Here is a 22713-nt window from a genome sequence, read left to right as displayed (position 1 = left end):
CAGTAGCTCATTGTGTTCGGTTTTTCGCATACATTTGATCCAGTTACCTTCATAGTAGCTCATTGTATTCGGCTTTTCGCATTCATTGGGCCACCTTTGGCCCGCTTACCAGGGGATTCAATGGGATTACGGATCTGCTCCTAATTCCAAGGAACTTATTTGTCCACAATTGACAAATATCAGAATTCTCTATACAACATGAAAGGCAGCAGCTCTCCCTTAACCGGGAAGGCTGCTGCCTTTTTATAGTTGTCTTTCACCTGCTGTTATACTCGCCCAATAAATCCGCTCAACACTGTGCCGACAGCTCTCCCTTAACCGGGAAGGCTGCTGCCTTTTTATAGTTGTCTTTCACCTGCTGTTATACTCGCCCAATAAATCCGCTCAACACTGTGCCGATTAGCTACAGCCGCCCACCCTGAAGCGCTGCCGCCAGCCTGCCGCCGAAACGGCTTCCCAGCAGCTCGTAGCCTTCGGCTCCCGGATGCAGGCCATCCGTGAGCAGGTGCCCGTCTTCCGGGCCGAACCATTCCAGGCCGTCCAGGTAATGCAGATGGCGGTCTCCCCGCGCCTGCAGCAGCTTCACTGTCTCTGCGATCTGCCGCCGCATCAGCGGCAGGGTGAACCCGAGCTTGTTCTCCTCCGTCTCCCGCTCCGTCCCGTAGATCGGAGAGATGACGACCAGCGGCGTCTCTATGTGCTTCTCACGGATGGTCTCCAGCATGCCGATCAGCAGCGGCTTGAACATCCGCGGACTGGAGGCGGCTGCACCGTATATATTGACTCCGACGCACAAGGTAATCAGTTCAGCCGGCAAATCCCGGATCAGCCGGCCCGCCATCGGCTCCATCAGGCTGTTGCCCGAGAAGCCGAGATTGGTCAGATGATAGCCGCACTCCCCGGCGGCAATGACCGGCCAGGTGCGCGAAGGGCTGGACGCTGCCACACACTGGGTGATGGAGCTTCCATAGGTGATCCACCTTGGCCGGTTATCCGGCAGCGATTCAGCAGCGGCTTCAGCTTCAATCTGCAAGGCGCTTAGTGTAATGCCGGTATTCTGCGGCAGATAGATGTCCAGCTCCTTCATTCCGGGCGGTAGTCCGGTGAAAAAGGCTTCCGTGCCGCCCGCAGCAAGCCGGAGCGTCTGGAGCAGCACGCCGCCGCTGAGACAGTCCAGCGCGGCAGCCTCCGCAAGCGGACTGAACGACAAGGCCAGTGTCCGGGAGCCGGTGGCCAGCCGCAGCCGGATACCGGAGCAGATTTCCGCCTTGCCATCGATCCCGTCCGGAGGATACAACTCATAATCCCGGTAAGGAATACGCCAGGGCTTGATCCCCTCCTCCCGGTGCTCCAGTGAAACTGCGCCATGAAACCATTCATCTGTCAGAGGAAGCTTCTTCACTGCAAATTGCCTGCTTCCGTACTCTTATCCGCTTCACCCGGAATGAAGTTCTCCCCCAGCCACACATCCTGATCCAGCAGCCGCTGCTGAAGCTCAGCGATTGAGATGCTGCGGGAATCCGCGCCATCCCGGAGCGCCAGCGATGCTGCCGTCCCGCAGGCCTGGCCCATCGAGAAGCAGTTCGGCATCACCCGCAGGGAGCCCTGAACCGCCCGGTCCGAGGACACGGAGCGCCCGGCCACCCACAGATTGCGAATGCCTACCGGCAGCATGACCCTGTAGGGCACGCCGTGGGAGACTCCCGGCGGCAGATGATTGAAGGTCATATCACTCTTGCTGGTAGCCAGGTGGATATCGATATAATAGGCATTGCGGGCAATATCATCCGGGAAGGAACGCGCCGCAATGAAGTCGTCCACGGTCAGCATATAATCGCCCTGAATGCGCCGAGTCTCCCGGATGCCAAGCTGCTCACCGCTCGCCACCAGATGTGCCGCCCCGAAGCCCGGCACATACTTCCGGAAGAATTCCAGCTGCCGCAGCACGGTCCGGCGGCCTTCGATGGCTCCGCACGTAAGCTCCTCGGCCTTCGTTCCGTCTACACCAAACACATGGCCGAAGTTGACCCCAACCAGGTAATCACTCACCCAGGCCAGGCCGGAAATGGACTTGCGGCCTTCCGGCAGCGCCCCTTCAGCCATAGCCTGCTCAACCGTCCGGTGCAGCTGACCCGTATCTCCCGTTTCTTCCAGGAAGCGGCTGAATTTCGGACGGTCCACATTCGCCAGCAGATAACACATGCTGCCCGGCTGAAGCTCCCCTTCCCCGCCGCCTTTCTGGAAAGGAACGCCCGACAGGGCAGCGATGTCCCCGTCACCCGTACAGTCAATAATATACCGGCAGCGGATGAAGGACCGCCCCGATTTGTTGACAATAATCACGCCCTCGACACTCTGTCCATCCGGTGACAGCACAACATCATAGACAAAAGTATGGAACAGCGGCGTCACACCGCTCTCAAGAATGGCATCGTCATAGACGCGTTTCAGCACTTCAGGATCAATCGGCACCCAGTCCAGCAGCCCGCGGTATTCCTCCTGATAGCCGGACTCGCAGGCCTGCTTCATCCGCTCCATCAGCTTCAGGCCGAGGCCGCGGATAATCGGCTTGACCTTATCCGTGTAGGGACAGAAGGCAGGTACAAGCGCTACAGTCCCCATGCCGCCAAAATAACCCCGCTGCTCTACGATCATGGTGCTTGCACCGCCTTCGGCAGCCGAGATGGCGGCGGCAATACCTGCCGCTCCCCCGCCGATCACCAGCACATCCACCTCGCGGGAGACAGGCACATCTGCCGTAGGCAGCGTTATATGTCCGTAATTCATATGTCCGTAATTCATAATCGTCCTCCTTGTAAGGCCGGTTTAGTTATTCAGTCCCCTTCTCCAGACATAGCCGGAGCAGGTCATCTACATGCGCAGTCGCCAGGCATTCCACTGTATCCGCAGCACCGTAATAAATTTTGACCTCCCCGGAATCCTCCAGGATCATCCCGCCGGGAAAAATCACATCGTTGCGGAACCCGCCCGAGGTCTCATACAGCGCCTCCGGTGCCAGCAGCGGCGCTGCCGCCCGGCCGATAATCCGGATCGGATCCTCAAGGTCAAGCAGCATAATCCCGGCGGTATAGCGCTTCTTCCAGCTGTCTTCCCAGCCGTTCTTGCCCCGGCTGCGGTCGAGATCCACGGCATGGAATGTCGTCAGCCAGCCCTTGTCCGTCTTAACGGGAGGGGCGCCGGGGCCTACCTTGTCATTGGCATACGCCACATTCTCAACAGCCAGCAGCAGCTTGTGATTCCCCCAATACTTCAGGTCCGGGGAATCACTCATCCACATATCGAAGCGGTCCAGTCCGCCCCGGCTGTAGACCGGCAGCGGACGCTCAAGCCTGACGTATCTGCCGCCGATCTTCTCCGGGAACAGCACCATATTGCGGTTATCCGGCAGCGACAGGCTCAGCACCTCGAAGGAGCGGAAATCGTCCGTCACGGCGATCCCGCCGCGCAGGCCGTGAAGCGTATCGACCGCGAAGCACAGATAGCAGCGTTCGCCAATCACAGTCAGGCGCGGATCATACACCCGGACCACTTCCTCATCATGCCAGGACCAGCACGGCTCCGGCTGCACCTCCCAGCTTACTCCGTCATCGCTGAAGGCGAGTCCCAGATTCGTTGTATGGTGGGGAGCGACGATCCCCTTGCCCTCATCCCCGTAGTCATTGCGGAATACCATTACATATCTGCCCTTGAATTTCGTCACTCCGGCGTTGAAGACCATGGCCGGCCCGTACGGGACATCCGCAGGCTTCAGAATGGGGTTAAGCGGATGCCGGACCATCACCGGACTTGAGATAAGCGTTCCTATCGTCAGATCGTTCATTATGGAAGATTCTCCTTTGCACATACAAGATTAGAGCTACCCCTTCACCGAACCGGCAGTAACCTGAATGAATGTCTTGTTCGCCAGAATATACGCCAGCAGCATCGGCAGAATAGACAGGCAGGCCCCGGCCATCATCAGATGGATCTGCATCGCGGCCGAGGAGCCGTAGCGGAGATTCGCCAGCCCGACAGTCAGCGTCTGCAGCTTCGGATTAGTCATGGTGAATACCAGCGGCAGGATGTATTCGTTCCACGAATGGCGGAAGGCGAATAGTCCGGCAACACCCAGTCCTGGAGTCAGGAGCGGCAGAATGATGCGGAAGAAGGTGCGGATGAAGCCGGAGCCGTCGACCATAGCAGCTTCATCCAGTTCGCGGGGAATCGCTTTGAAGAAGCCCTGCAGCATGAAAAAGGTGCTGGAATGGGCGCTCACCAGAATCAGAATAACCCCCCACAGCGTGGTATTCAGATGCAGGGCAACCATCAGATCGAACTGCGGGCGCAGCACAATCGCACCAACCGAAATAAACATCATGGACGCCTGCACCGTCACATAGATCTGTTTGCCGGGAAAATCACGCCGGTCCACCACATAGGCGGCCATCGAAGCTACCAGCAGTGTCCCCACCGTAACCATTACACTCATAAAAGCACTGTTCCAGGTATAGCGGGCAAAGTTGGCCTGTTTCCAGGCTTCCGCATAGTTGGCGAATTGCAGCTTCGCCGGAAGCAGGCTGCCACCGGTCATCATTTCTGCCCCTGTCTTCAGCGAGCCTGCCAGCGTCATCAGCAGCGGAAACAAGGTCAGGACGGCCGTTGCCAGCAGGAACAGCCACATCACGGTCCGTACCGCTATCCTGCCGGCATGGCCGGGCTCCCGGGGGACGGACTGCTTGAGCCTGGACGGCTGCTTGGATATCACATGTTCGTTCATATCAATAAACCTCCTAATACACCTTGTTCATTTTGCGGCTGAAGTAGAAATACAGTCCGGTAACCGCTCCGACAATTACGGCGGTTGCGAAGCCCACGGCACTGCCGTAGCCCAGCTGCTGCGCTACCGGTGAACCGGTGGATACAGGGAATAACAGCTTATACAGATAGAGGTACATCACTTCGGTTTTGCCGATCGGTCCGCCTTCTGTAATGACCATGATGCTCTCATAGCCCTTCAGGGAAGCGATAATCGCCAGCATAATGACCATCTGGGCAACCGGAGCCAGCATCGGAAGCGTAATATTCCAGAAGCGTCTTCCGGCGTTCGCCCCGTCAATGGCCGCGCTCTCGTACAGATCCTGCGGAATGCTCTGCAGCCCGGCGAGGAAGAGCAGCATATAGTTGCCAACCGCACCCCAGACCGCCACGATAATAACCGTCAGCATCGCATGCTTCGGACCAAGCCAGTCAATCGGCTGTGAGACCAGATGCAGCTTCATCAGAACCGTGTTAACCATCCCGTTATAGGAATTGAAGATGTTATAAAAAACAACGGAGATCACCGCCGTACTGATCACGGTCGGCATGAAATAGATGCCCCGGAGCAAACTCACCCCGCGCAGTTTGCCATTAAGAATGACAGCCAGCAGCAGGGACAGCGGCAGGGTCAGCAGCAGCTTGCCTCCGGCAAAGACGAAGGTATTGCGGACTGACTCCCAGAACAGGCCGTCCCGCAGCAGCCGGCTGAAATTGTCCAGACCTACGAACAGCGCCTCGCCATAGCCGGCATAATCATAGAACATATAGCGCAGCATCCAGAATAAAGGATAGATGCCAAGGGTAATCGTCAGAATAATGCTCGGCGCAAGGAACAGGGAGTTCTCCCCAAGCCTTCTCCATTTGTAAATCATGTGTTGTCCTCCTTCGGGGAAAGCAAAGGGGCTGCGCCGGGAATCCCGTACAAGCCCCTTCCTAACCTGTTATTCTCCCTGCGGTTTCAGCGGATCAAAAGCAGGGTCCGGCGTAACGGTAACCTCGCCCTTCTCTACCGCTTTGGTCAAGGCGGCATTGTATCTTGTGTTCAAATCTTCAGTAATAGCCTTGGCGTCTCCGCCTGCAAGGATATATTTAAAGAAAGCATCCGCATAGGTAGAGCCCTCCGGAGTAACGCTTGGCACTGCAGGCCAGAGCGAGTCATGCTCGCCGACCAGGAACCCTTCCATGCCGTTAATTTCGGGATTTTTGGCCAGTTCTACAATGGTTGGCACTACGGCAATCCCGAAGCCCTTCTCATGATATGTCTTCAGAATATCGTCACCGTACATGTACTGCATGAATTTCCAGGCAGCCTCCTGATGCGCTGATTTGGCACTGATGCCGAGCCAGGTACCGGCGGACACGATTTCAGAGGTTCCTTTAATCTGGCCGTCCAGTGTTGGAGCCAGGGCACCCGCCCAGTTGATTTCAGTCGGGAACTGGTCCTGATACACCCCCGGCTCTGTCGAGAAGGAGAGGTACATCCCGATTTTGCCTGCCGCAAATTGGGCGCGCAGCGGGTCGATGTCCAGCGTCTCTGCGCCTGGCAGAATGCTGCCGTCTTCATACATCTGCTTGAAGTACTCGATGGTCTGGGAGTAAGGTGCGAAATCAAACTGGCCTGTCTTCAGGTCAAAGCCGAGTCCCTGATAGCCGCTCAAGGAGAGAATCTCCCGGATCGAACGGTCAAAAGCCGACTTCGGACTTTTGAAGTTCAGCGCGAAGCCATACACACCCTCTCCTTTGCCCTGCTCGGTAATTTTCTTGGCATCATCGACCATTTCCTGCAGCGATACCGGGGGGTTCGCAATACCCGCTTTGGCAAAGAGGTCCTTGTTATAGATCAGGCGCAGGGTGAGGCCGGTATTGGCCAAAGAGTACACCTTGCCGTCAATCCGGTTGACATTGTCGATAATTACGCTGCCGAATTTGGTTTTCATGTCATCGGTAAGATAACCGTCAATCGGTGCCAGATATCCTTTTTTGACAAATTCGGCTGTATTGCCGCTCTTCAGGCGGAGCAGATCCGGTGCCTGATTGCTGGTAAAAGCGATATCGACGCTCTGCGCGTAGTTCTCGGACATCACCGTCAGCTCCACCTGGATATTCTCGCCGTTCGTCTCATTGAACTTGTTGATCAGCTCTTTGATATATTCCTGGTCATGACGGTCGTCCGTCCAGTATTTAAGCTGTACAGGCTCGCTTGCGGCAGTGTTGCCGCCAGCAGCGGCCGTTGCGGCGGGAGCTGCCGTGCCCGCTTCAGGCGCTTCAGTTGCCGACCCCTTGTTGTTGTTCCCGCCGCAGCCGGCGATTCCGGCGGCCAGCATGAGGCTCAAGCTGAGACCCAACCATTTTTTCTGCATACATTCTACCCCTTTGATTAACATTTGTATTGTGAGCTCGTTCTCATTATAAGCCCCCTCCCCCGCAAAAGGAGTGCGGCAGACTCACTCTCTAGGGACAGAAATCAATGGTTCTTATCTACTGGATGTTCCTTGTCCGGCCAGATTTCCAGCCTCATCGTATTTCCGGATATACGCCAGCAATTCTTCAAAATTAACCCACGATATCCCCACCTTCTGATCTGCCGCGCCATAAGACATGATTAATTCTTCGCCCAAGACAATGCCTCCGGTCGTAAACAGGCAGGGTGTCGGGTAATCCTCCGGCATTTCCCAATCCCGCTCGGCATACATCAGACGGTCGGAGCAACGGTGAATAACAGCCGGGAAATCATTCTCCCGCTCCCTGAGGATCATGAAGGATTGCGTGTACCCGAACTGTACATTTTTCTTCGCGTGGTAAGGTACCAGCCACTCTCTATTTCCCAAGGCTACCGGCGGCCAGCTTGCACCCACCCGGTTCTCCTCCCAGTCAAAGACCGGATAAGCCAGCAGCCGATGTGCCGCTTTGGGCGAGGCCAACTCCGCTATGGATTCCGCTGCCGCCAAATAAATCGAGGGCTTACCCGCCTTCTCTCCCCCTTCAAAGGGAAGGACATTCATCGGCCGGTGCAGCATAAGATATTGCATTTTACCGGCAATCCTCATTTTCCGGGGAAATAAGAACACATCGCGGTTATCGCTGACATGTCCCTCGGTGAGCGGACCTACATACTGAAAAGCGCTTTCATATTCACCCTGCTTCAACTTATCCAGATTCAGCTTGTAGAGCACACTGACTGTGTCATTAGCCCGGGCCGATTGAATGAACGGGTCTGCCTCATCTCCGGCAAAGATCCAATCCGGAACATATTCAAACCGCGTCTGTACCGGAGGCTGCTGGCTGCTGAGCCAATAGGGGCCAGGGGGAAACGGCCGGCAGGCCACCGTGACGTATAACTCCTCTTCGATATAAAAGATACGCGGGTCCTCCACACAGCCGTTGGCATAATTCCGCACTTCATTACCGTAAATATCCGTGATGTACAGCTCGTGCTCCTCATACCCCAGTGCAGGCGCCAGAGCGGGTCTTGAAAAGTCTGCCTCCCAGGTCTCTCCCGCATCCCTGCTGCTCGCATAACCCAGAAAAATCGGATAGGGATCATGACATCCCTCTCTTCTTTTGTGTGGCCATGGCCCGGTGGCCCGGAACAGCATATGGATTTCATCAGAATCAGGGTCTTTAATAATAGCCGGATTCAACACCATTTTATCCGCCCAATCACAGCCTGGTACAGGCTCAAGAGCCGGTTTGTCCAAATAGCGGAATTTCGGTTTCATCATTTCATATTTCCTCCTGTTTTACATCATAGAATAAGAGTTTTTCCCGTTTTTCAGGAATCACCTTATCATACGAAACCCCTGATTTCAAAAGGCTTTTTCCATAAAATCAGCCGCTTGAACAAAACAGTAAGATCCGTCAAATCAAAAAGGAAGATCCATCATTCCCGCTTGGCCGGCCAGCAGTTATGATAATTTCTGCAGGTGAAATCAGGCATTAGGAGGGGAACTATGAACCGGGAACAAGTGTATGATATTGTCATTTACGGCGGAACCGCTGCAGGGATTACAGCTGCGGTCCAAGCCGCAAAAATGGGCAAAACCGTGGTGGTGATCGAGCAGGGACAGCGCATTGGGGGCCTTACCAGCGGAGGTCTGGGAGATACGGATGTGGGGATGAAGCAGGCGGTCGGCGGCCTGTCCCTGGAGTTCTACCGGCGGGTAGCCCGGAAATATAATGAAGACGGGGCACGCTGGCTGTTCGAACCCAAAGTAGCGCTCGAAGTACTGCAGGATCTGGTGGCCGAACACCCTATCGAAGTCGTCTGCGGAGACAGGCTTGAGCTTCAGGGCGGGGTGGCCAGACAAGGCACCGCAATCACCTCTATCCGCATGGAATCCGGAAACACCTATAAGGGCAGGATGTTTATTGACGCTACGTATGAAGGCGATCTGATGGGCAAGTCCGGCGTATCCTATACTGTCGGCCGGGAGCCGAATTCAGCGTACGGAGAGACATTAAACGGCATTCAGCCCGGTGACGAACTTAATGAGCTTCCAGCCGGTATTGATCCCTATATCATTAAAGGAGTACCCGCAAGCGGCTTGCTCCCGCGTGTCAATGCTACCCGCAGCGGCGGCATCGGCGACGGGGACAACAAGCTTCAGGCGTATAACTTCCGCATGTGCCTGACGGACAATCCGGACAACCGCCTGGAGATTGGAAAGCCTGAGGGGTATAACGAGGCTGATTATGAAATTCTGTTCCGGGCCATTGAGCAGGGACAGCGCTCCCGTTTCTTTAAATTAAACCGGGTTACTGCAGAGAAGACGGATTCCAATAACAATAGCGGCATTTCTACGGATTACAACGGAATGAACCATAGCTATGCGGAGGCGGATTATCCGGCAAGAGAAGCAATGTGGGAGGCCCACCGCATCTATCAGCAAGGTTATGTCTGGACCCTGCAGAATCATCCGCGGGTGCCGGAGGACATCCGGGCGGTCTACAAGCCGTGGGGGCTGCCGCTTGATGAATTCACGGACAGCGGCCACTGGACGCCCCAATTATATATCAGGGAATCCCGCAGAATGATCGGCGATTATGTGGTTACTGAGCATGATGTCAGACTGGACAACCCGGTGCCGGATTCCATCGGAATGGGCTCCTTCGCCATGGACTCGCACCACACCCAATACTATGTGAACGAAGACGGTCATGTAAGCACAGAGGGCGGATTCTATGTTAGATTGGCTGAGCCTTACCCGATTAGCTACCGGGCGGTTGTGCCGAAACGGACGGAGTGCACCAATCTGATCGTACCGGTATGTGTATCTGCTACCCATGCTGCCTACGGCTCAATCCGCATGGAACCGGTATTTATGATCCTGGGGCAATCGGCTGCGGCTGCAGCCGCGCTGGCGCTTGATGCGGACGGGATTGTTCAGAATGTTCAGGTGGAGAAGCTGCATTCCATCCTTCTTCAAGAAAATCAGGTTTTGTATACAGACGTCTAATCTGTGCATCCATCCGGATGGAACCGGAACCCGAATTTGCGCCGGTATTCTCCCGGAGAATGTTCAAAGTGTCCCCGAAACATCCGGCAGAAATGAGCATAGCTCTGGAAGCCCGTTTTGTCGGCAATCTGTTCAAGCGTCAGATCACTGTACAGCACCTGCTGCTGCGCAAGCTTCAGTCTGACGCTGATACAGTAGGCGAACATGGATTGGCCAAAAGAAGCCTTGAACAGATAGGAGCAGCGGGACACACTTAACCCGGCAGAGGCCGATATCTGCTTCAGGCTAAGCTGTTCATGAGCATGGTTGTCTATGAATAACTTAAGCTTGTACGCGGTATCCGCTCCCTTGGTGCGCGGATTGACCCCAATCACATGCTCCAGGGTCAGGCAAAACGTTCTCAGAAGATAGTCCATGATCTCGTCCAGGTTCTGCATCATTTTTTTCTTCTCGCTGATGATATGCTTCCATAGCGTAAGCACCGTATCGTCAAAACCGATATTCTTTTTTACGGGCAGGCTTGTGTTGGCCCACCACGAGTCCAGCCATTCCCCCTTGCCAGCCAGAAAATAGTCCGAAGCAGGCTGAGTCTCACCCGTTGCCGGTACGCTCCGGGGCTGAACGCTTAGTTCGTAGGGCTGACCGGGAGGATAAATGAGCAGGTCTCCGGGGATGATGGTCTCGTAATTCCCCGCCACCAGCGCCCGGCAGGTACCTTCTGCCTGAAACCGGAACAAATAGTAAGTCAGCCCCTCTTCGTACTTCACGGAGTGGGGCTTCATGTGTGCGAAATAGTTAGCATAAATGACGCCGGAACGATGCGGATCTGGCTTCGTCATCGGTAAGGTTTCTCCTCCGGACGGTCAGGATGATAGCCTGCCCTGAATTCCGAAGGTGTCTGCCCGGTGATTTTTTTGAACATTTCGCTAAAATACCGCCGCTCCTCGTAACCTGCTGCAAGGGCGACCTCCTGCACCGGCATCCCTTCTACCAGCAGCGCTTTGGCCTTCTGGATCTTCTCCGTGGTCACATACTGTGTGACCGTCATTCCGGTCACCTTCTTGAAAAGACTGGAATAGTAGCTCGCGCTGAGATGGACATGAGCGGCGCAATCCCCTACCGTTATATCCTCAGAGAGATGGCTCTGAATATAATCGAGTGAAGCATAGATGACCTTCTGCCCCTCGGACAGGCTGTTCTTGCGCACCAGTGCGGCCCCTTCCACGCATAGCTCCAGCAGCTGCCGCTGCAGAGAGGCCAGCGGCAGTCCGGCTGTTCCCTGAACGGCCCTGAACCTCTGGATCAGCGGCTGAATATCCGCATACGGAATCAGCTCATAGAAGCTCCGGATCGCCGAGGCAGCCAGCTCATCGTACAAGCTGAGCAGATAATCCGGATTCTGCCGGGAGACAAGACTCTGGAGGCCCGTCGAGATATCCTCCAGAATGGCCGCTGCCTTTCCGGCATTGCCGGAGCGCAGAGCCAGCAGCAGCTCGTCCTTGTATTCCAGGGACAGCGGCTCCTGGCTGCCGGCCGGGAGAATATCGTCATAGCGGATGGCTGCATTGCCTTCTGTGAACAGATGATAGGCCAGCGCCCGGTTGGCCTGCAGATAGGAATCAGGCAGCTCACTCGTCTCCTCCACTCTGCCTCCGACCCCGACCGATACGGTGAACTTGGTGTAGCGTTCAATATTCCGGCAGCAGCGTTCGGCGATCTCCACTGCACTGACCGCGCTGCAGTCATTCATAACCGCCAGATAGCGGTTATGTCTGGCGCGGAAGACTACGCACCTCACATGCTCGGCAATCGTCTCCTGCGTGATATTGAGCAGCGAGAAGCGGATCAGCTCCACCTCGCGGATGGACAGCTCGGCTGCCCGCTCCTGAAAGTGATCGATCTCAAGCAGCATGACCACAAACCCCTTCGGGTTCAGATCGATATTCAGGAATTCCCAGCGGGCTGCCGCCTGCTCCCAGGTTGTACGGTGGCTGACCAGCAGGGCGAAATATTCCTGCCGCAGTACCGGCAGACTCTCCCGCAATCTTTTTTCCATCTCCCGCAGGGTAAGCAGCTTCGACCTTTCTTCCATAATCTCCGCCTTCGCCCGCAGCACCGCCTTCATAATATCCTCTTCCGTAAACGGCTTGACGACAAAGTCAAAAGCGCCAAGCTGGACAGCCTGCTGCGCATATTCAAAGTCGGCATAGCCGCTGATCAGAATCACCTTACAGTCCCGGTGGCGTTCCAGCACGGCGCGCAGCATGGACAGCCCGTCCATCCTCGGCATCCGTATATCCGTAATGACAAGATCCGGGCGCAGCTCCGAGATCATGTCCAGCCCATCCTCCCCGTTGGCTGCCGTACCCGCCACCCGGATACCTTGCTCCGCCCAATTCATGCAGGTGAGTCCTGCGACTACACTTTTGATATCGTCTATAATGCACAAGCTGATCACACCATTATCGTCCATCCTGATGCTCCTCTCTCTTGGGTAAAGATATGATGACCGCCGTTCCCCTGCCTGGCCCGCTGTCCACCCGGAACACCGCACCGTCCCCGTAATACAGCTGCAGCCTGCGGATCAGATTGGACACGGCATACCCCTTATCCGATTCCCGCCAGAACAGCGCACGGACCTGATCCTCCTCCATGCCTGCTCCATTGTCGCGGACCATAAGGCGCCAGCGTTCTCCCTCGTCCAGTATTTCTATACCGATTACGCCTCCGCTCTCCAGATCGCGGAAGCCATGCAGAATGCTGTTCTCCACCAGCGGCTGAAGCAGAATGCGTGGAATAGGGAGTATATTCAGAGCTTCATCCTCTACGTGGATTTCATAACGGAACAACCCTTCATAGCAGCTGCACTGCAGCTCCAGATACTGGCGGACATGCTCCAGCTCCTTGGACAGCGTGGTGATTTCCTGCCCCTTATTCAGCCCCAGCTGAAACAGCCGGGACAGTGACACTACCATTCGCTGCGACTGCTCCACCTGCTTCAGATTCAGCTTCCAGTAGATCGTATTCAGGGTGTTGTACAGAAAATGGGGGTCCATCTGCGCCGACAGCGCCTTAATCTCCGCCGAGCGTTTATTCGTCTCTGCTTCGGTGACTTCCCCGATCAGCACTACGATCTGCTCCAGCATCCGGTTGAACCGGATACCGACCTGAGCCAGCTCGTCCCCGCTGCTGCTCTCGAACCTGGCGGTCAGATCGTTGCTTTCCACCTTTTTCATGACCTTCATTAGACCTTGAAGGGGCCTCAGCAGATAACGGGTAAATGCGCCGGATACCATCATCGTGACCGTGAAGGCAGCGAAGGCCACCACCACAAGCATCCATTTTACATAGATCATATCCTTCAGCACGCTGGCTTTGGACTGGATTGTAGTCATCGTCCAATCCGCGATGCCCAGATGGGCATAGTTCAGCAGATAGGATTCACCGCCCAGCTTAAACGTATTGCTGAGATCCCGGCTGCTGCTGATCATACCGGTCAGATGACTGCCCTCCACCGCCTGCTGGACCAGCGGGTCCTTCACAGAATACACGGGCTCACCTGCCGCGTTCAGCAGGAAGCTGCGCGCCCCGCCCCCGGTACCTCCGCTTACCAGCTTGCGGAAGCCGTCTTCGCGGATATTGACTACGATATATACACCGCTGACCGGAGTATCGAATATGGGCTCCAGAATCAGTGAGATCACCCGGTCCTTGCCGGAGAACAGCATATCCTCATGGCCCTCGACCCACAGGTTCCTCTTCTCCTGTTCAATGCGCTCATACAGAAACGTATCCTTGAACTCCGTCAGCCGGTTGCGGTTCATCGACGACGGGTAGAACTCCCCGATTGGCGTGGACACATAGATGGATTGAATCAGCGGCTCGGCAATCCGTGCCTGCGAGAAAACGTTATCAAGATCATTCAGGTGGGTATAATATCTGCCTGTGTCCCCGGAGACGACATCTCTCATCATATCGTGAAAAGGCTGGCTGATCATAAAGGTCATCATAATCAGTGTCAGCTTGTTCAGCTTCTCGTCGATGATCTGTGCCGATTTGACGACGGTATCCTGGGTGAGCTTCAGCGCATTCTTCTCCAGGATTGCCGCTGAGATGGAATAGGACAGCCCTCCGGTCATCAGCACAGAGAGGAGAATCACGGCCAGGAATGCGGTTTTTAATTTACTGCGGAACGATTGCTTCCGGAAATAGTCCAAATTCTTCACGCCTTCCTGTGTACATGCCTGCTCTTCGATTATGTCACCCGGACCTGGGGCCGGGCAATAAGCGCTGTAAGAAACAGTGAAATCACCGTATGCGGAGCATGGATTTACCGTATGTACAAGGGGAGGCCGCCAGTTCCCCCGCCCCAACATAAACCGGGGGATTTCCTCCGCTCCAACCCGATTCAAGGGGATTGTTCCCGCTCATTCCACCAGTTCCCCGTCCCAGCCGGATTCAGAGGAATTTCTCCCTCTCCTTTCGCCAGGCAGCCTCTTTCTGAAAAATAAAGTCGAGTTGGCACCCTAATGGATGAGGCCATCATGGATGAGTCTTTATGGCTGAAGCGGATTTGCATGTTAGCACTCCCGCATGTTCTCTGCAAGTGCTCGGCGGAGCTTATCATAGCCATCTGCCCGGACCATCAGCTAATCAAACGGACTGAAAATCCGCTTTTTGCCCAAATCTGGAAGATTTGCTGGCTAAGCGGACTCAGATTCCGTTAATGGGCCCCCCGCAGCCTGTTTCACGCCCAGATGAACAAAATAGCTGATTCTCAGTCCGCTTAAACCTCAGAAAAGGGGTTTTCCGGGAAATAAGGGCTTTTGAGTCCGCTTCACTCTGCTGACGGTACGCTCACCTGCTCCAGCAACCAACAGCAGCCATCAAGCAACAAACAGCAAACAGCAAATAGCAAATAGCAAATAGCAAATAGCAATCAACAAGCAACAGCCAGCACCCAGTAGCCAATAACCAGCAGCCAACAAGCAACTAGCAACTAGCAACTAGCAACTAGCAACTAGCAACTTGCCTAGCAACTAGCAACTAGCAACTAGCAACTAGCAACTAGCAACTAGCAACTAGCAACTAGCAACTAGCAACTAGCAACTAGCAACTAGCAACTAGCAACTAGCAACTAGCAACTAGCAACTAGCAACTAGCAACTAGCAACTAGCAACTAGCAACTAGCAACTAGCAACTAGCAACAGCTTATTTCGCCAGCCTCTGCCCGGCAAAGAAAAAAATCACCCGGAAGGCAAATCAAGCTGGAGCTTATGGAGCTTATGGAGTTGATGGAGCCTGTGCAGCTTAAGTAGATTAAGGCCACCCACGCCACTCCAGACAGACTACTTCCAGACAGCCGCCGGTGAAATCAAGCGCACTTTTGGTCCTCATTCCCGCTTGCCGCCGCTTTCGACGAATTCAGGGGCACTAATGCTCCTCATTCCCACCTGCTGTCCACTTTCGGCTGATTCAGGGGCACTTTTGTCCCTCATTCCCGCCTGCCGCCCACTTTCGGCAGATTCAGGGGCACTAATGCCCCTCATTCCCGCCTGCCGCCCGCTTTCGGCGGATTCAGGGGCACTAATGCTCCTCATTCCCGTCTGCCGCCCGCTTTCGGCAGATTCAGGGGCACTAATGCTCTTCATTTCCTCCTGCTGCCTGCTTTAGGCGGATTCAGAAGGATTTATCCCTTTGACTGGCAGATCCGCTCCACATCCCAATGAAACTTATCCGCAACAGACGAAACTCATGTTTCCCTACAGTAACCTAACCAAAAAGCCCGCTTGAATTCCGGTAACATCCCGGCTTCAAACAGGCTCTAGTTCTGCATCTTTTGTATACTTTGCTGTAAATGCTTTGCACTTGCTTTAACTGTTACTTTTACTTTTACTTTTACTTTTACTCTTGCTTTTGCTGGTGTTACTCTTATTTCTATTGTCGCAGTTGTTACTGAAATCCGAATTTGTCTAATAGGAGCTGAGACCGGGCTAGTTTACCCTTGCAGAATCCCGCTCTGCCCCACAATTCTCAGCCACTCTGCAGCGATCAGATCGTGACCGGCCGCTGTTGGATGCACACCGTCCCAGACCCAGTATACAGCATCCGTTCTTGCGGCGGCCGACTCAAAAACAGCCTGAAGCGGTACATGCACAGCCTGGAACTCCTCCGCAAGGCTGCGGACAACCTCCTGATAATGAGTCAGGAGCTTCAGCCATTCCGGCCAGTTCTGTGCCGGAGCGCCTGTCTTCAGGAGAAACGGCTCGCAGAGAACAAGCCGGGTCTGCGGCAACACTTCGCGTGTCTCTTCCAGCACATGGCGGTAAGCGCGTTCGAAGCGGTCCGTGATGCCACCCGGGTCGCCCATCATCGTACTCCAGATATCATTAACCCCGATTAGGATACTGAGCACATCCGGCTGCAGATAGATCGCATCCTCATTCCAGCGCGCATACAGATCGGAGATCCGGTCTCCGCTCACCCCGCGGTTATGGAATACCGGCCGCAGCTCCGCCAGCTCATTGCCTAATTTGCTGCCAACTATGTATGCATAGCCGTGCCCGAGGATATGGTTAAGATCATTGCCCCGGTCACGGTTGCCATCTGTAATCGAATCCCCTTGAAACAGAAATACCTTGTTAGCTCCGGAAATTGACATAGACATGTACTAATCACCTTTCGCCTTATAATTTAATTCAATTATATCAGGAGAATGCGCAATTAGGATTCCGGCTTGCTGTGCTTCAGCAAAGCCAATATGTTATTGAGCAGATGCACCTTGCGGATGGGCTTGATAATGATGGAGGCGAACTGCGCTTTGGTCTCCTCGTCCAGATTCGTTCCCAAGGGAGCAAGCAGAATTACGGGCAGCTTCCTGCCCGGAGCAAGCTGACGCATTTGCTTGGCAATCTCTGTAGCTTCTGTGCCCTCAATATCCTTGTCCATAAGGATCAGATCATAATCGTTGTTAGCTGCCAAAAAGTCCATTGCCTGCTTAGCAGTCTCGGCGGAAGTAACTGCCACACTCCAGTCCTCGAGTACCGAAGAGATAACATGCAGACTGGTCTGATTATCATCAACGACCAGAATCTTAATTGCGTCAAGCACATCCTTCTCGAAGGGAATCGAGGGCAGGCTTGTATACTTTTCAAGATACAGAGTGACCTCCAGCTTCGTCCCTACCCCTTCCCGGCTTTCAACGGAGATCTCTCCCCCCATCAGCTCCACCAGCTGTCTGCAGATTGCCAGTCCCAGTCCGGTCCCTCCGTAATGATGAAGCTCGCTGCTCTGGTGAACCTGGGTATATTTGTTGAACAGCAGCTTCAGCTTGTCTTCCGCAATACCTATTCCAGAATCCTGCACCGTAATCCTTATTCCTATTTCTTCACGGAGGACAGGCAATGATTTCAGCTCGATAAGGATTTCCCCAGCGTGGGTGAACTTCAGGGCATTGCTTACTATATTCATGATGATCTGGCGTACCTTGGGGGCATCACCCAGAACATACAGGGGAATTTCCGAATCCACATTCAGAATCACTTCCAGATCTTTCTCAAAAGCCTTGGTGGAGAACAAATAGACGCTCTCCTCCAGCGCGGTAATAATATCAAACGGTTCCTTTTCAATGACCAGCTTGCCCGCTTCCATTTTGCTGAAATCCAGAACATCATTCAGAAATTGCAGCAGCTTGGCATTGCTCGATTCAATAATCTCCATGTAATACTGCTGCTGCTCGTCCATTTCAGTCGTCATCATCAGATCGGTCATGCCGATAATGCCGTTCATCGGGGTGCGGATTTCATGACTGAGCATGGCAAACAGGTCCAGCTTGGATTGGCTCTGCCGTTCTATGAATTCAACTTTTCGTTCCAAATTCATAATATAGGTGAAAAAATAGGCCATGGCACTTAATATATCCAGGTCTTCCTTCGTATGCAGGCCGGCTGCAGGGTCCATCAGACAGATCGTCCCCACAGACTCCCCTTGCTCCGTGATCAGAGGAACGCCAATGAACGAGTGTATGCCCCGTGAATGTATAAATTCAAGGGCAGTGGAGCCGGGATGATCATGCGTGTCAGCGACCAGTGTCGGCTTATTGTCATTAAGAATAACCAGACTGCGAATAGGATCAAGAAGGACGAAATTGTCCTCCTCCTTCATGATAGGCTCTTCCCGGTTGAAGGTCCGCAGCAGGGGAACCAAGCCTAAACCGTGAATCGTAATCATAATCGTATTTGACGTAAAAATCTGGCTTAACAGTTCAATCATCCGGTCTGCAGCATCCTCTAAATTGCAAATGACCGGACTCCGGGTATTCATCTTCTCCATCATATTTCTAAAACTCCATTCCAAAATCCATATTTAACTATTTAAACTTATTTTTAATTTCCACACTGTATGAACTTTGCCCGTTATTCCTATTTGTCACCGTTCATATTGTAGTACCCGATTGCCCAGTCAGAGCCGGCATTATTAGCCATTTGGATAATTAGAAAGGAAACTCTCTATGTTCTTACACTTAATTAAGAGGATATGTTACGATCAACTGGACTGGTCCTCATCATAACAGAAAAAACACAGAGACAACCTAAAAAAGTACACAAAAAAACTATGAAAGGAATGGGAAGAAGATGAAATACAGAAAACTGGGCAATACAGGACTTAAAGTCAGTGAAATCGGCTTGGGCAGCTGGCTTACTTATGGCACGGCGGCGGAACAGAAGGCGGCAGATGCCTGTGTTGCCAAAGCTTTTGAATGCGGTATCACTTTCTTTGATACAGCTAATGCCTATAACCGCGGTGAAGGTGAAAAAGCGGTCGGCGCCGCCCTGCGCTCCTATACACGTTCGGATTATGTGCTTAGCACCAAGGTGTTTTTCCCGATGGGCGATGGTGTGAATGACCGCGGGCTCTCCCGCAAGCATATTATGGAGCAGTGTGAAGCGAGTCTACGCCGTCTGGATACGGACTATATTGATGTCTATTTCTGCCACCGGTTCGATAACGAAACTCCTGTGGAAGAAACGCTTCGCGCACTCGACGATCTAACCGCACAGGGTAAAATCCTCTATTCGGCTGTCAGCGAATGGACCGCTGCCCAAATCTCGAATGCAGCCGGCATCAGCCGCAGGCTGAATCTCCGCCCGCTCGCCTCCAACCAGCCGATCTATAATATGTTCGAACGGTATATTGAGGAGGAAGTGCTTGAGGTTTCCGTGCGCGAAGGCTTGGGGCAGGTCGTCTTCTCCCCGCTGGCCCAGGGGATTCTGACCGGTAAATATAAGTCAGGCCAGCAGCCTCCGGCAGGAACGCGCGGGTCCGATGATTCAGTGAATGGTGTCATCCGCAGCTACCTCCGGGATGATGTGCTGGATGTTGTCGCCAAGCTGGATACAGTGGCCGCAGAGCTAGGCCTCAAGCTATCCCAGCTGGCACTGGCCTGGGTACTGCGGCAGCCCGGAGTAAGCTCGGCGCTGATCGGGGCCAGCAAACCGGGGCAGATCGAAGAGAACGCCGAAGCCGTTAATGCCGTTCTTCAGCCGGATACACTGGAAGTCATTGAAGGCATTCTGCGTGAAGTGGCTGATTTTGCACCTGCAAGATAAGCAAGTGCGGGAGGAGAATATGCCAGGTTGTGTTCTTATACGGCATAGCCCGCCCTGCAATTCCATTTGCAGCAAATACCTGCACTTAAAAGCACCGTCCGGAAATGGGACGGTGCTTTACTATAGTTGCAAGCCTATAGCGGATAATATTCCTCTTACAATTTGCCTGCCGGCGCGATGTGTCTGCTGGCATGGGCAGTCTGTACTTTATTGATCAGCTGCTTATAGTCCTCTTGCTGCGCAGCCGAAGCCTGTGGCCGATATTGCTCAAACAATCGCACACAGCGGATCACACAGGTCTCGCTGCCCAGTTCCGCCGAAGCCTCCAGGCTTTGGAATAAGTAGCGGAATCCTTGCTCCTGCTCTCCGGCACGCAGGTAATATCCCGCCAGTTCATAGAGCAATTCCGCGTATTTATCCGGCAGGTCCGCTCCCGGCTTGCCATGCCCCGGGGCAGACCACTCCTGCTCTACCTGCGGCAGGAACCGCCCAATCAGCTCATCCACATTCCAGTGAAACCGGTTGGCTGCCTGAACGGCCTTCAGCATTCCGGGGAGCAGGCCGGTGCCGCCCGTGCCAATATACTCCACATAGTTATGAAGCACTTCCAAATCTCCGCACATTAAACGGAACAGATAAGTGTTAACTATTGCCTGACTGCTGAAATACTCTTTAATTTGCCGGACTTCCTCTGAATCTTCCACAATCCAGTCCATTTCTGAATATAAAGTTACATAATGCAAAGCACGCTCATATTCGCCGCGCCCGTCACATACCACGGACTGCAGCCAGTAGGCGTATAAAATATAGAAGCATAGCGGCTTCGGAGGTTCCTTCAGCTCTTTCTGCTTTCTGACTTTGTGATGCTTAATCTCATATTGAATCGCTGTCTTACGGTACAGCTCTTCGGCCAGCAGCCATACCTTATCCCAGTACTGCAATGACAGATAGACATCGGCCAGCTGCTGCAAAGCGCCTAATTGATCGCTCTCATCCAGCCGCTCCACGAAATATTCGAACCGCGTGGCTGCCCGGAAATCCGCCTCCCGGTCCTGGCCGACCCGAATGGTGAACAGCCGGTACTGGCATAAGGCCAGACGCTCCGAATGCTGGTATTTCTCACTGTCGGCAACGCCCTCATAGAGCAGAGCCGCCGCCTGATAGTTGCCTTGCCCGTAGAATTGCTCCGCTGTATCAAACAGCACAGGAGCATATGTAATATTGTCCATTATAATAAGAACGACCTGCCGGATACACTCCAGTTTGTTCAGCTCTGCGCAGCGGTGGAGGAAGGGGCCCAGACGCCGCCAGTCGGGTGTGGAATGAATGACACATTCATCTATATAGAGTTCGTAGAACGCCCCTTCAGCCAGCCCCATCCCGGAGGTAATCCGGTCCAGCTGCTGCATGGCAATGGGACGGTTGCCGTTAATAATACTGCTCAGTGTTCCGGAGTTAACGCCGGATACCCCTGCGAATTGATTAATCGTCATTCCTTCATTTCTTAGGAAAGCGGCCAGCTCCGCTTGAATTGTAGTCTTATGATGCAAACCAATACCGCCCCTCAAAAAACCATATATTCGAATATTAATCCAGATATTCCTATATAATAAATCCCCCAATTATACAGGTCAATCCGGTTTGAACGGTTCAAAATAGGTTGACAAAGACGGAATAAATGTTATATATCCCCATTTTATCTATGAAATCAGCTTCGACTCTTCTGCCTGCGCGGCCGCTTTACGGATGAAGCCCTGCATCGGCTTTTGCAGCGTAAGACCCAGCAGCAGCGCAAGCACGCCGAACAGGACCAGCAGCAGCGCATCACGGATCGCTACCTCCGGCAGCAGACCGCCTACAGCTTCACGCAGCAGGCTGATCGCATAGGTAAAGGGCATAAACGGATTCAGTACCTGAAAAAAGTGTCCGGTGGTACTAATAGGAAAGGTGCCGCCGGAGCTGGAGAACTGCAGCACCATAAATACGATGGCAATCCCTTTGCCGATACTGCCGAACACCGAGACCAGCGTGAAGACAATCGTCACGAATACCACGCTGATCAGTACGGCAAACAGGACAAACCAGACCGGATCAGCAACATAACAGCCTAGCAGGAAGATATTGCCCAGCACTGCCACCAGCGCCTGAAGAATACCGACTGTAAGAAAGGTCAGCAGACGTCCGAAATAGAGCTGATACCCAAGGTAACGGATTCCGCCGGTATCCACAGCCGTGCGCAGCAGCGAGATCAGCAGGGTACCGCCTACCCATAGGGACAGCACGACATAAAAAGGCGTCATCGCCGATCCATAGTTGGGAATCGGATATAACGTCTGCTGCTTCAGTACAACCGGATTCGCCAGGAAATCACTCTGGCTCTGGATATCGCCGCCCAGCAGCTGGGCAATTTCCTCCAGATCCACCTCTTCTTTGATATCGCGGAGCGTCGCTGCCGCCTTGCGGACGCCTGCCACCAGTGCAGGCAAATCGCTGCGCACCAGCTCCGCCGCGCGTTCCACTCCCTGGTCTGCCCGCGGCAATCCGGCAGTAATGAAATCCGCTGCCTTGCGGAACTTCACCTCCGCCGCAGGCAGTCCGGTTCTGGCAAATTCGGCCGCTTCGTGTATCTGTGCCCCGGCCCCCGGCAGTCCTTCCTTAATACGCGGAAGTACGTTAGTGACCAGATTGCTGAATGCCGCCATCTTCTCTGTCATGCCCCCCGCTGCGTTATGCACCTCTTCGCGGATGGCCGGCAAATCCTGCCGCAGGGCAGCCAGGCCGGATTGTCCATACTGGATGGCGCTCCCTGCTTCCTCCAGTATCGTGTCCAG

At 53.9% G+C, this 22713-nt stretch carries 17 protein-coding genes; 2 read left to right on the top strand and 15 right to left on the bottom strand.

Going from position 1 to position 22713, the window contains the following annotated elements:
* Positions 1-403: 403 nt before the first annotated feature.
* The 7 genes from QW71_RS32730 to QW71_RS32700 form a co-directional block, all read right to left on the bottom strand.
* The gene (locus QW71_RS32730) at positions 404-1402 is read right to left on the bottom strand and encodes an SGNH/GDSL hydrolase family protein (protein WP_047014109.1); all 999 of its coding nucleotides are present in this window, start codon (positions 1400-1402) and stop codon (positions 404-406) included.
* Complete coding sequence (locus QW71_RS32725; RefSeq protein WP_235441617.1) at positions 1399-2802, bottom strand: FAD-dependent oxidoreductase; 1404 nt, start codon at positions 2800-2802, stop codon at positions 1399-1401. The genes QW71_RS32730 and QW71_RS32725 overlap by 4 nt, the downstream gene beginning before the upstream one ends.
* A 28-nt stretch (positions 2803-2830) precedes the next feature.
* Positions 2831-3841, bottom strand: a complete 1011-nt coding sequence (locus tag QW71_RS32720; RefSeq protein WP_039309472.1) for a glycoside hydrolase family 130 protein — start codon at positions 3839-3841, stop codon at positions 2831-2833.
* Positions 3842-3877: 36 nt separating this feature from the next.
* Entirely contained in the window at positions 3878-4777 is a 900-nt protein-coding gene (locus tag QW71_RS32715) for a carbohydrate ABC transporter permease (protein WP_039309470.1), read from the bottom strand.
* Positions 4778-4790: 13 nt separating this feature from the next.
* Positions 4791-5690 carry a carbohydrate ABC transporter permease gene (locus tag QW71_RS32710; RefSeq protein WP_039309468.1) on the bottom strand — a complete coding sequence of 300 codons (900 nt, stop codon included), beginning with the start codon at positions 5688-5690 and terminating at the stop codon, positions 4791-4793.
* A 69-nt stretch (positions 5691-5759) separates the two neighbouring features.
* Complete coding sequence (locus QW71_RS32705; RefSeq protein ID WP_039309467.1) at positions 5760-7178, bottom strand: ABC transporter substrate-binding protein; 1419 nt, start codon at positions 7176-7178, stop codon at positions 5760-5762.
* 114 nt (positions 7179-7292) lie between these two features.
* Positions 7293-8540 (bottom strand): hypothetical protein, encoded by a 1248-nt coding sequence (locus QW71_RS32700; protein WP_235441616.1) that lies wholly within the window; start codon positions 8538-8540, stop codon positions 7293-7295.
* 228 nt (positions 8541-8768) lie between these two features.
* Here QW71_RS32700 and QW71_RS32695 point away from each other — a divergent pair, with 228 nt between their 5' ends.
* Complete coding sequence (locus QW71_RS32695; protein WP_047014107.1) at positions 8769-10274, top strand: FAD-dependent oxidoreductase; 1506 nt, start codon at positions 8769-8771, stop codon at positions 10272-10274.
* Here the strand turns inward: QW71_RS32695 and QW71_RS32690 are convergent.
* From QW71_RS32690 to QW71_RS32665, 6 genes are all read right to left on the bottom strand, one after another.
* Positions 10271-11113: an AraC family transcriptional regulator gene (locus QW71_RS32690; RefSeq protein WP_039309466.1), complete on the bottom strand. Its 843-nt coding sequence runs from the start codon at positions 11111-11113 to the stop codon at positions 10271-10273. The two genes, QW71_RS32695 and QW71_RS32690, sit on opposite strands and share 4 nt — an antisense overlap.
* On the bottom strand, positions 11110-12747 hold the full coding sequence (locus tag QW71_RS32685; protein WP_039309465.1) for a response regulator: 1638 nt from the start codon (positions 12745-12747) through the stop codon (positions 11110-11112). The genes QW71_RS32690 and QW71_RS32685 overlap by 4 nt, the downstream gene beginning before the upstream one ends.
* Positions 12737-14491 (bottom strand): sensor histidine kinase, encoded by a 1755-nt coding sequence (locus QW71_RS32680; RefSeq protein ID WP_039309464.1) that lies wholly within the window; start codon positions 14489-14491, stop codon positions 12737-12739. Before QW71_RS32680 ends, QW71_RS32685 begins: the two co-directional genes overlap by 11 nt.
* 1176 nt (positions 14492-15667) lie before the next feature.
* Positions 15668-15925 (bottom strand): hypothetical protein, encoded by a 258-nt coding sequence (locus QW71_RS32675; protein WP_039309463.1) that lies wholly within the window; start codon positions 15923-15925, stop codon positions 15668-15670.
* A 347-nt stretch (positions 15926-16272) separates the two neighbouring features.
* A complete protein-coding gene (locus tag QW71_RS32670) occupies positions 16273-16935 on the bottom strand; it encodes an SGNH/GDSL hydrolase family protein (RefSeq protein WP_039309478.1) in 663 nt (220 codons plus the stop codon).
* Between the two features lie 62 nt (positions 16936-16997).
* Positions 16998-18608 carry a GAF domain-containing hybrid sensor histidine kinase/response regulator gene (locus tag QW71_RS32665; RefSeq protein WP_039309462.1) on the bottom strand — a complete coding sequence of 537 codons (1611 nt, stop codon included), beginning with the start codon at positions 18606-18608 and terminating at the stop codon, positions 16998-17000.
* A gap of 299 nt (positions 18609-18907) precedes the next feature.
* Between QW71_RS32665 and QW71_RS32660 the strand changes: the two genes are divergently transcribed.
* The gene (locus tag QW71_RS32660) at positions 18908-19882 is read left to right on the top strand and encodes an aldo/keto reductase family protein (protein ID WP_039309460.1); all 975 of its coding nucleotides are present in this window, start codon (positions 18908-18910) and stop codon (positions 19880-19882) included.
* A 155-nt stretch (positions 19883-20037) separates the two neighbouring features.
* Here QW71_RS32660 and QW71_RS32655 read toward each other — a convergent pair whose 3' ends face one another.
* On the bottom strand, positions 20038-21432 hold the full coding sequence (locus QW71_RS32655; protein WP_200906001.1) for a helix-turn-helix transcriptional regulator: 1395 nt from the start codon (positions 21430-21432) through the stop codon (positions 20038-20040).
* Between the two features lie 150 nt (positions 21433-21582).
* A partial coding sequence (locus QW71_RS32650; RefSeq protein WP_039309458.1) for a YhgE/Pip family protein occupies positions 21583-22713 on the bottom strand: 1131 nt, incomplete at its 5' end.

The organism is Paenibacillus sp. IHB B 3415, from assembly GCF_000802655.2.
GTDB lineage: Bacteria > Bacillota > Bacilli > Paenibacillales > Paenibacillaceae > Paenibacillus_AQ > Paenibacillus_AQ phytohabitans.
This window is presented reverse-complemented; position numbering and strand designations above follow the sequence as displayed.

Bases quoted from the DNA above. Each gene is read 5' to 3' on its own strand.
- QW71_RS32725 (WP_235441617.1), bottom strand. From the start codon at position 2,802: ATGAATTACGGACATATGAATTACGGACATATAACGCTGCCTACGGCA.
- QW71_RS32720 (WP_039309472.1), bottom strand. From the start codon at position 3,841: ATGAACGATCTGACGATAGGAACGCTTATCTCAAGTCCGGTGATGGTC.
- QW71_RS32715 (WP_039309470.1), bottom strand. From the start codon at position 4,777: ATGAACGAACATGTGATATCCAAGCAGCCGTCCAGGCTCAAGCAGTCC.
- QW71_RS32710 (WP_039309468.1), bottom strand. From the start codon at position 5,690: ATGATTTACAAATGGAGAAGGCTTGGGGAGAACTCCCTGTTCCTTGCG.
- QW71_RS32705 (WP_039309467.1), bottom strand. From the start codon at position 7,178: ATGCAGAAAAAATGGTTGGGTCTCAGCTTGAGCCTCATGCTGGCCGCC.
- QW71_RS32700 (WP_235441616.1), bottom strand. From the start codon at position 8,540: ATGATGAAACCGAAATTCCGCTATTTGGACAAACCGGCTCTTGAGCCT.
- QW71_RS32695 (WP_047014107.1), top strand. From the start codon at position 8,769: ATGAACCGGGAACAAGTGTATGATATTGTCATTTACGGCGGAACCGCT.
- QW71_RS32690 (WP_039309466.1), bottom strand. From the start codon at position 11,113: ATGACGAAGCCAGATCCGCATCGTTCCGGCGTCATTTATGCTAACTAT.
- QW71_RS32685 (WP_039309465.1), bottom strand. From the start codon at position 12,747: ATGGACGATAATGGTGTGATCAGCTTGTGCATTATAGACGATATCAAA.
- QW71_RS32675 (WP_039309463.1), bottom strand. From the start codon at position 15,925: ATGAAGAGCATTAGTGCCCCTGAATCTGCCGAAAGCGGGCGGCAGACG.
- QW71_RS32670 (WP_039309478.1), bottom strand. From the start codon at position 16,935: ATGTCAATTTCCGGAGCTAACAAGGTATTTCTGTTTCAAGGGGATTCG.
- QW71_RS32665 (WP_039309462.1), bottom strand. From the start codon at position 18,608: ATGATGGAGAAGATGAATACCCGGAGTCCGGTCATTTGCAATTTAGAG.
- QW71_RS32660 (WP_039309460.1), top strand. From the start codon at position 18,908: ATGAAATACAGAAAACTGGGCAATACAGGACTTAAAGTCAGTGAAATC.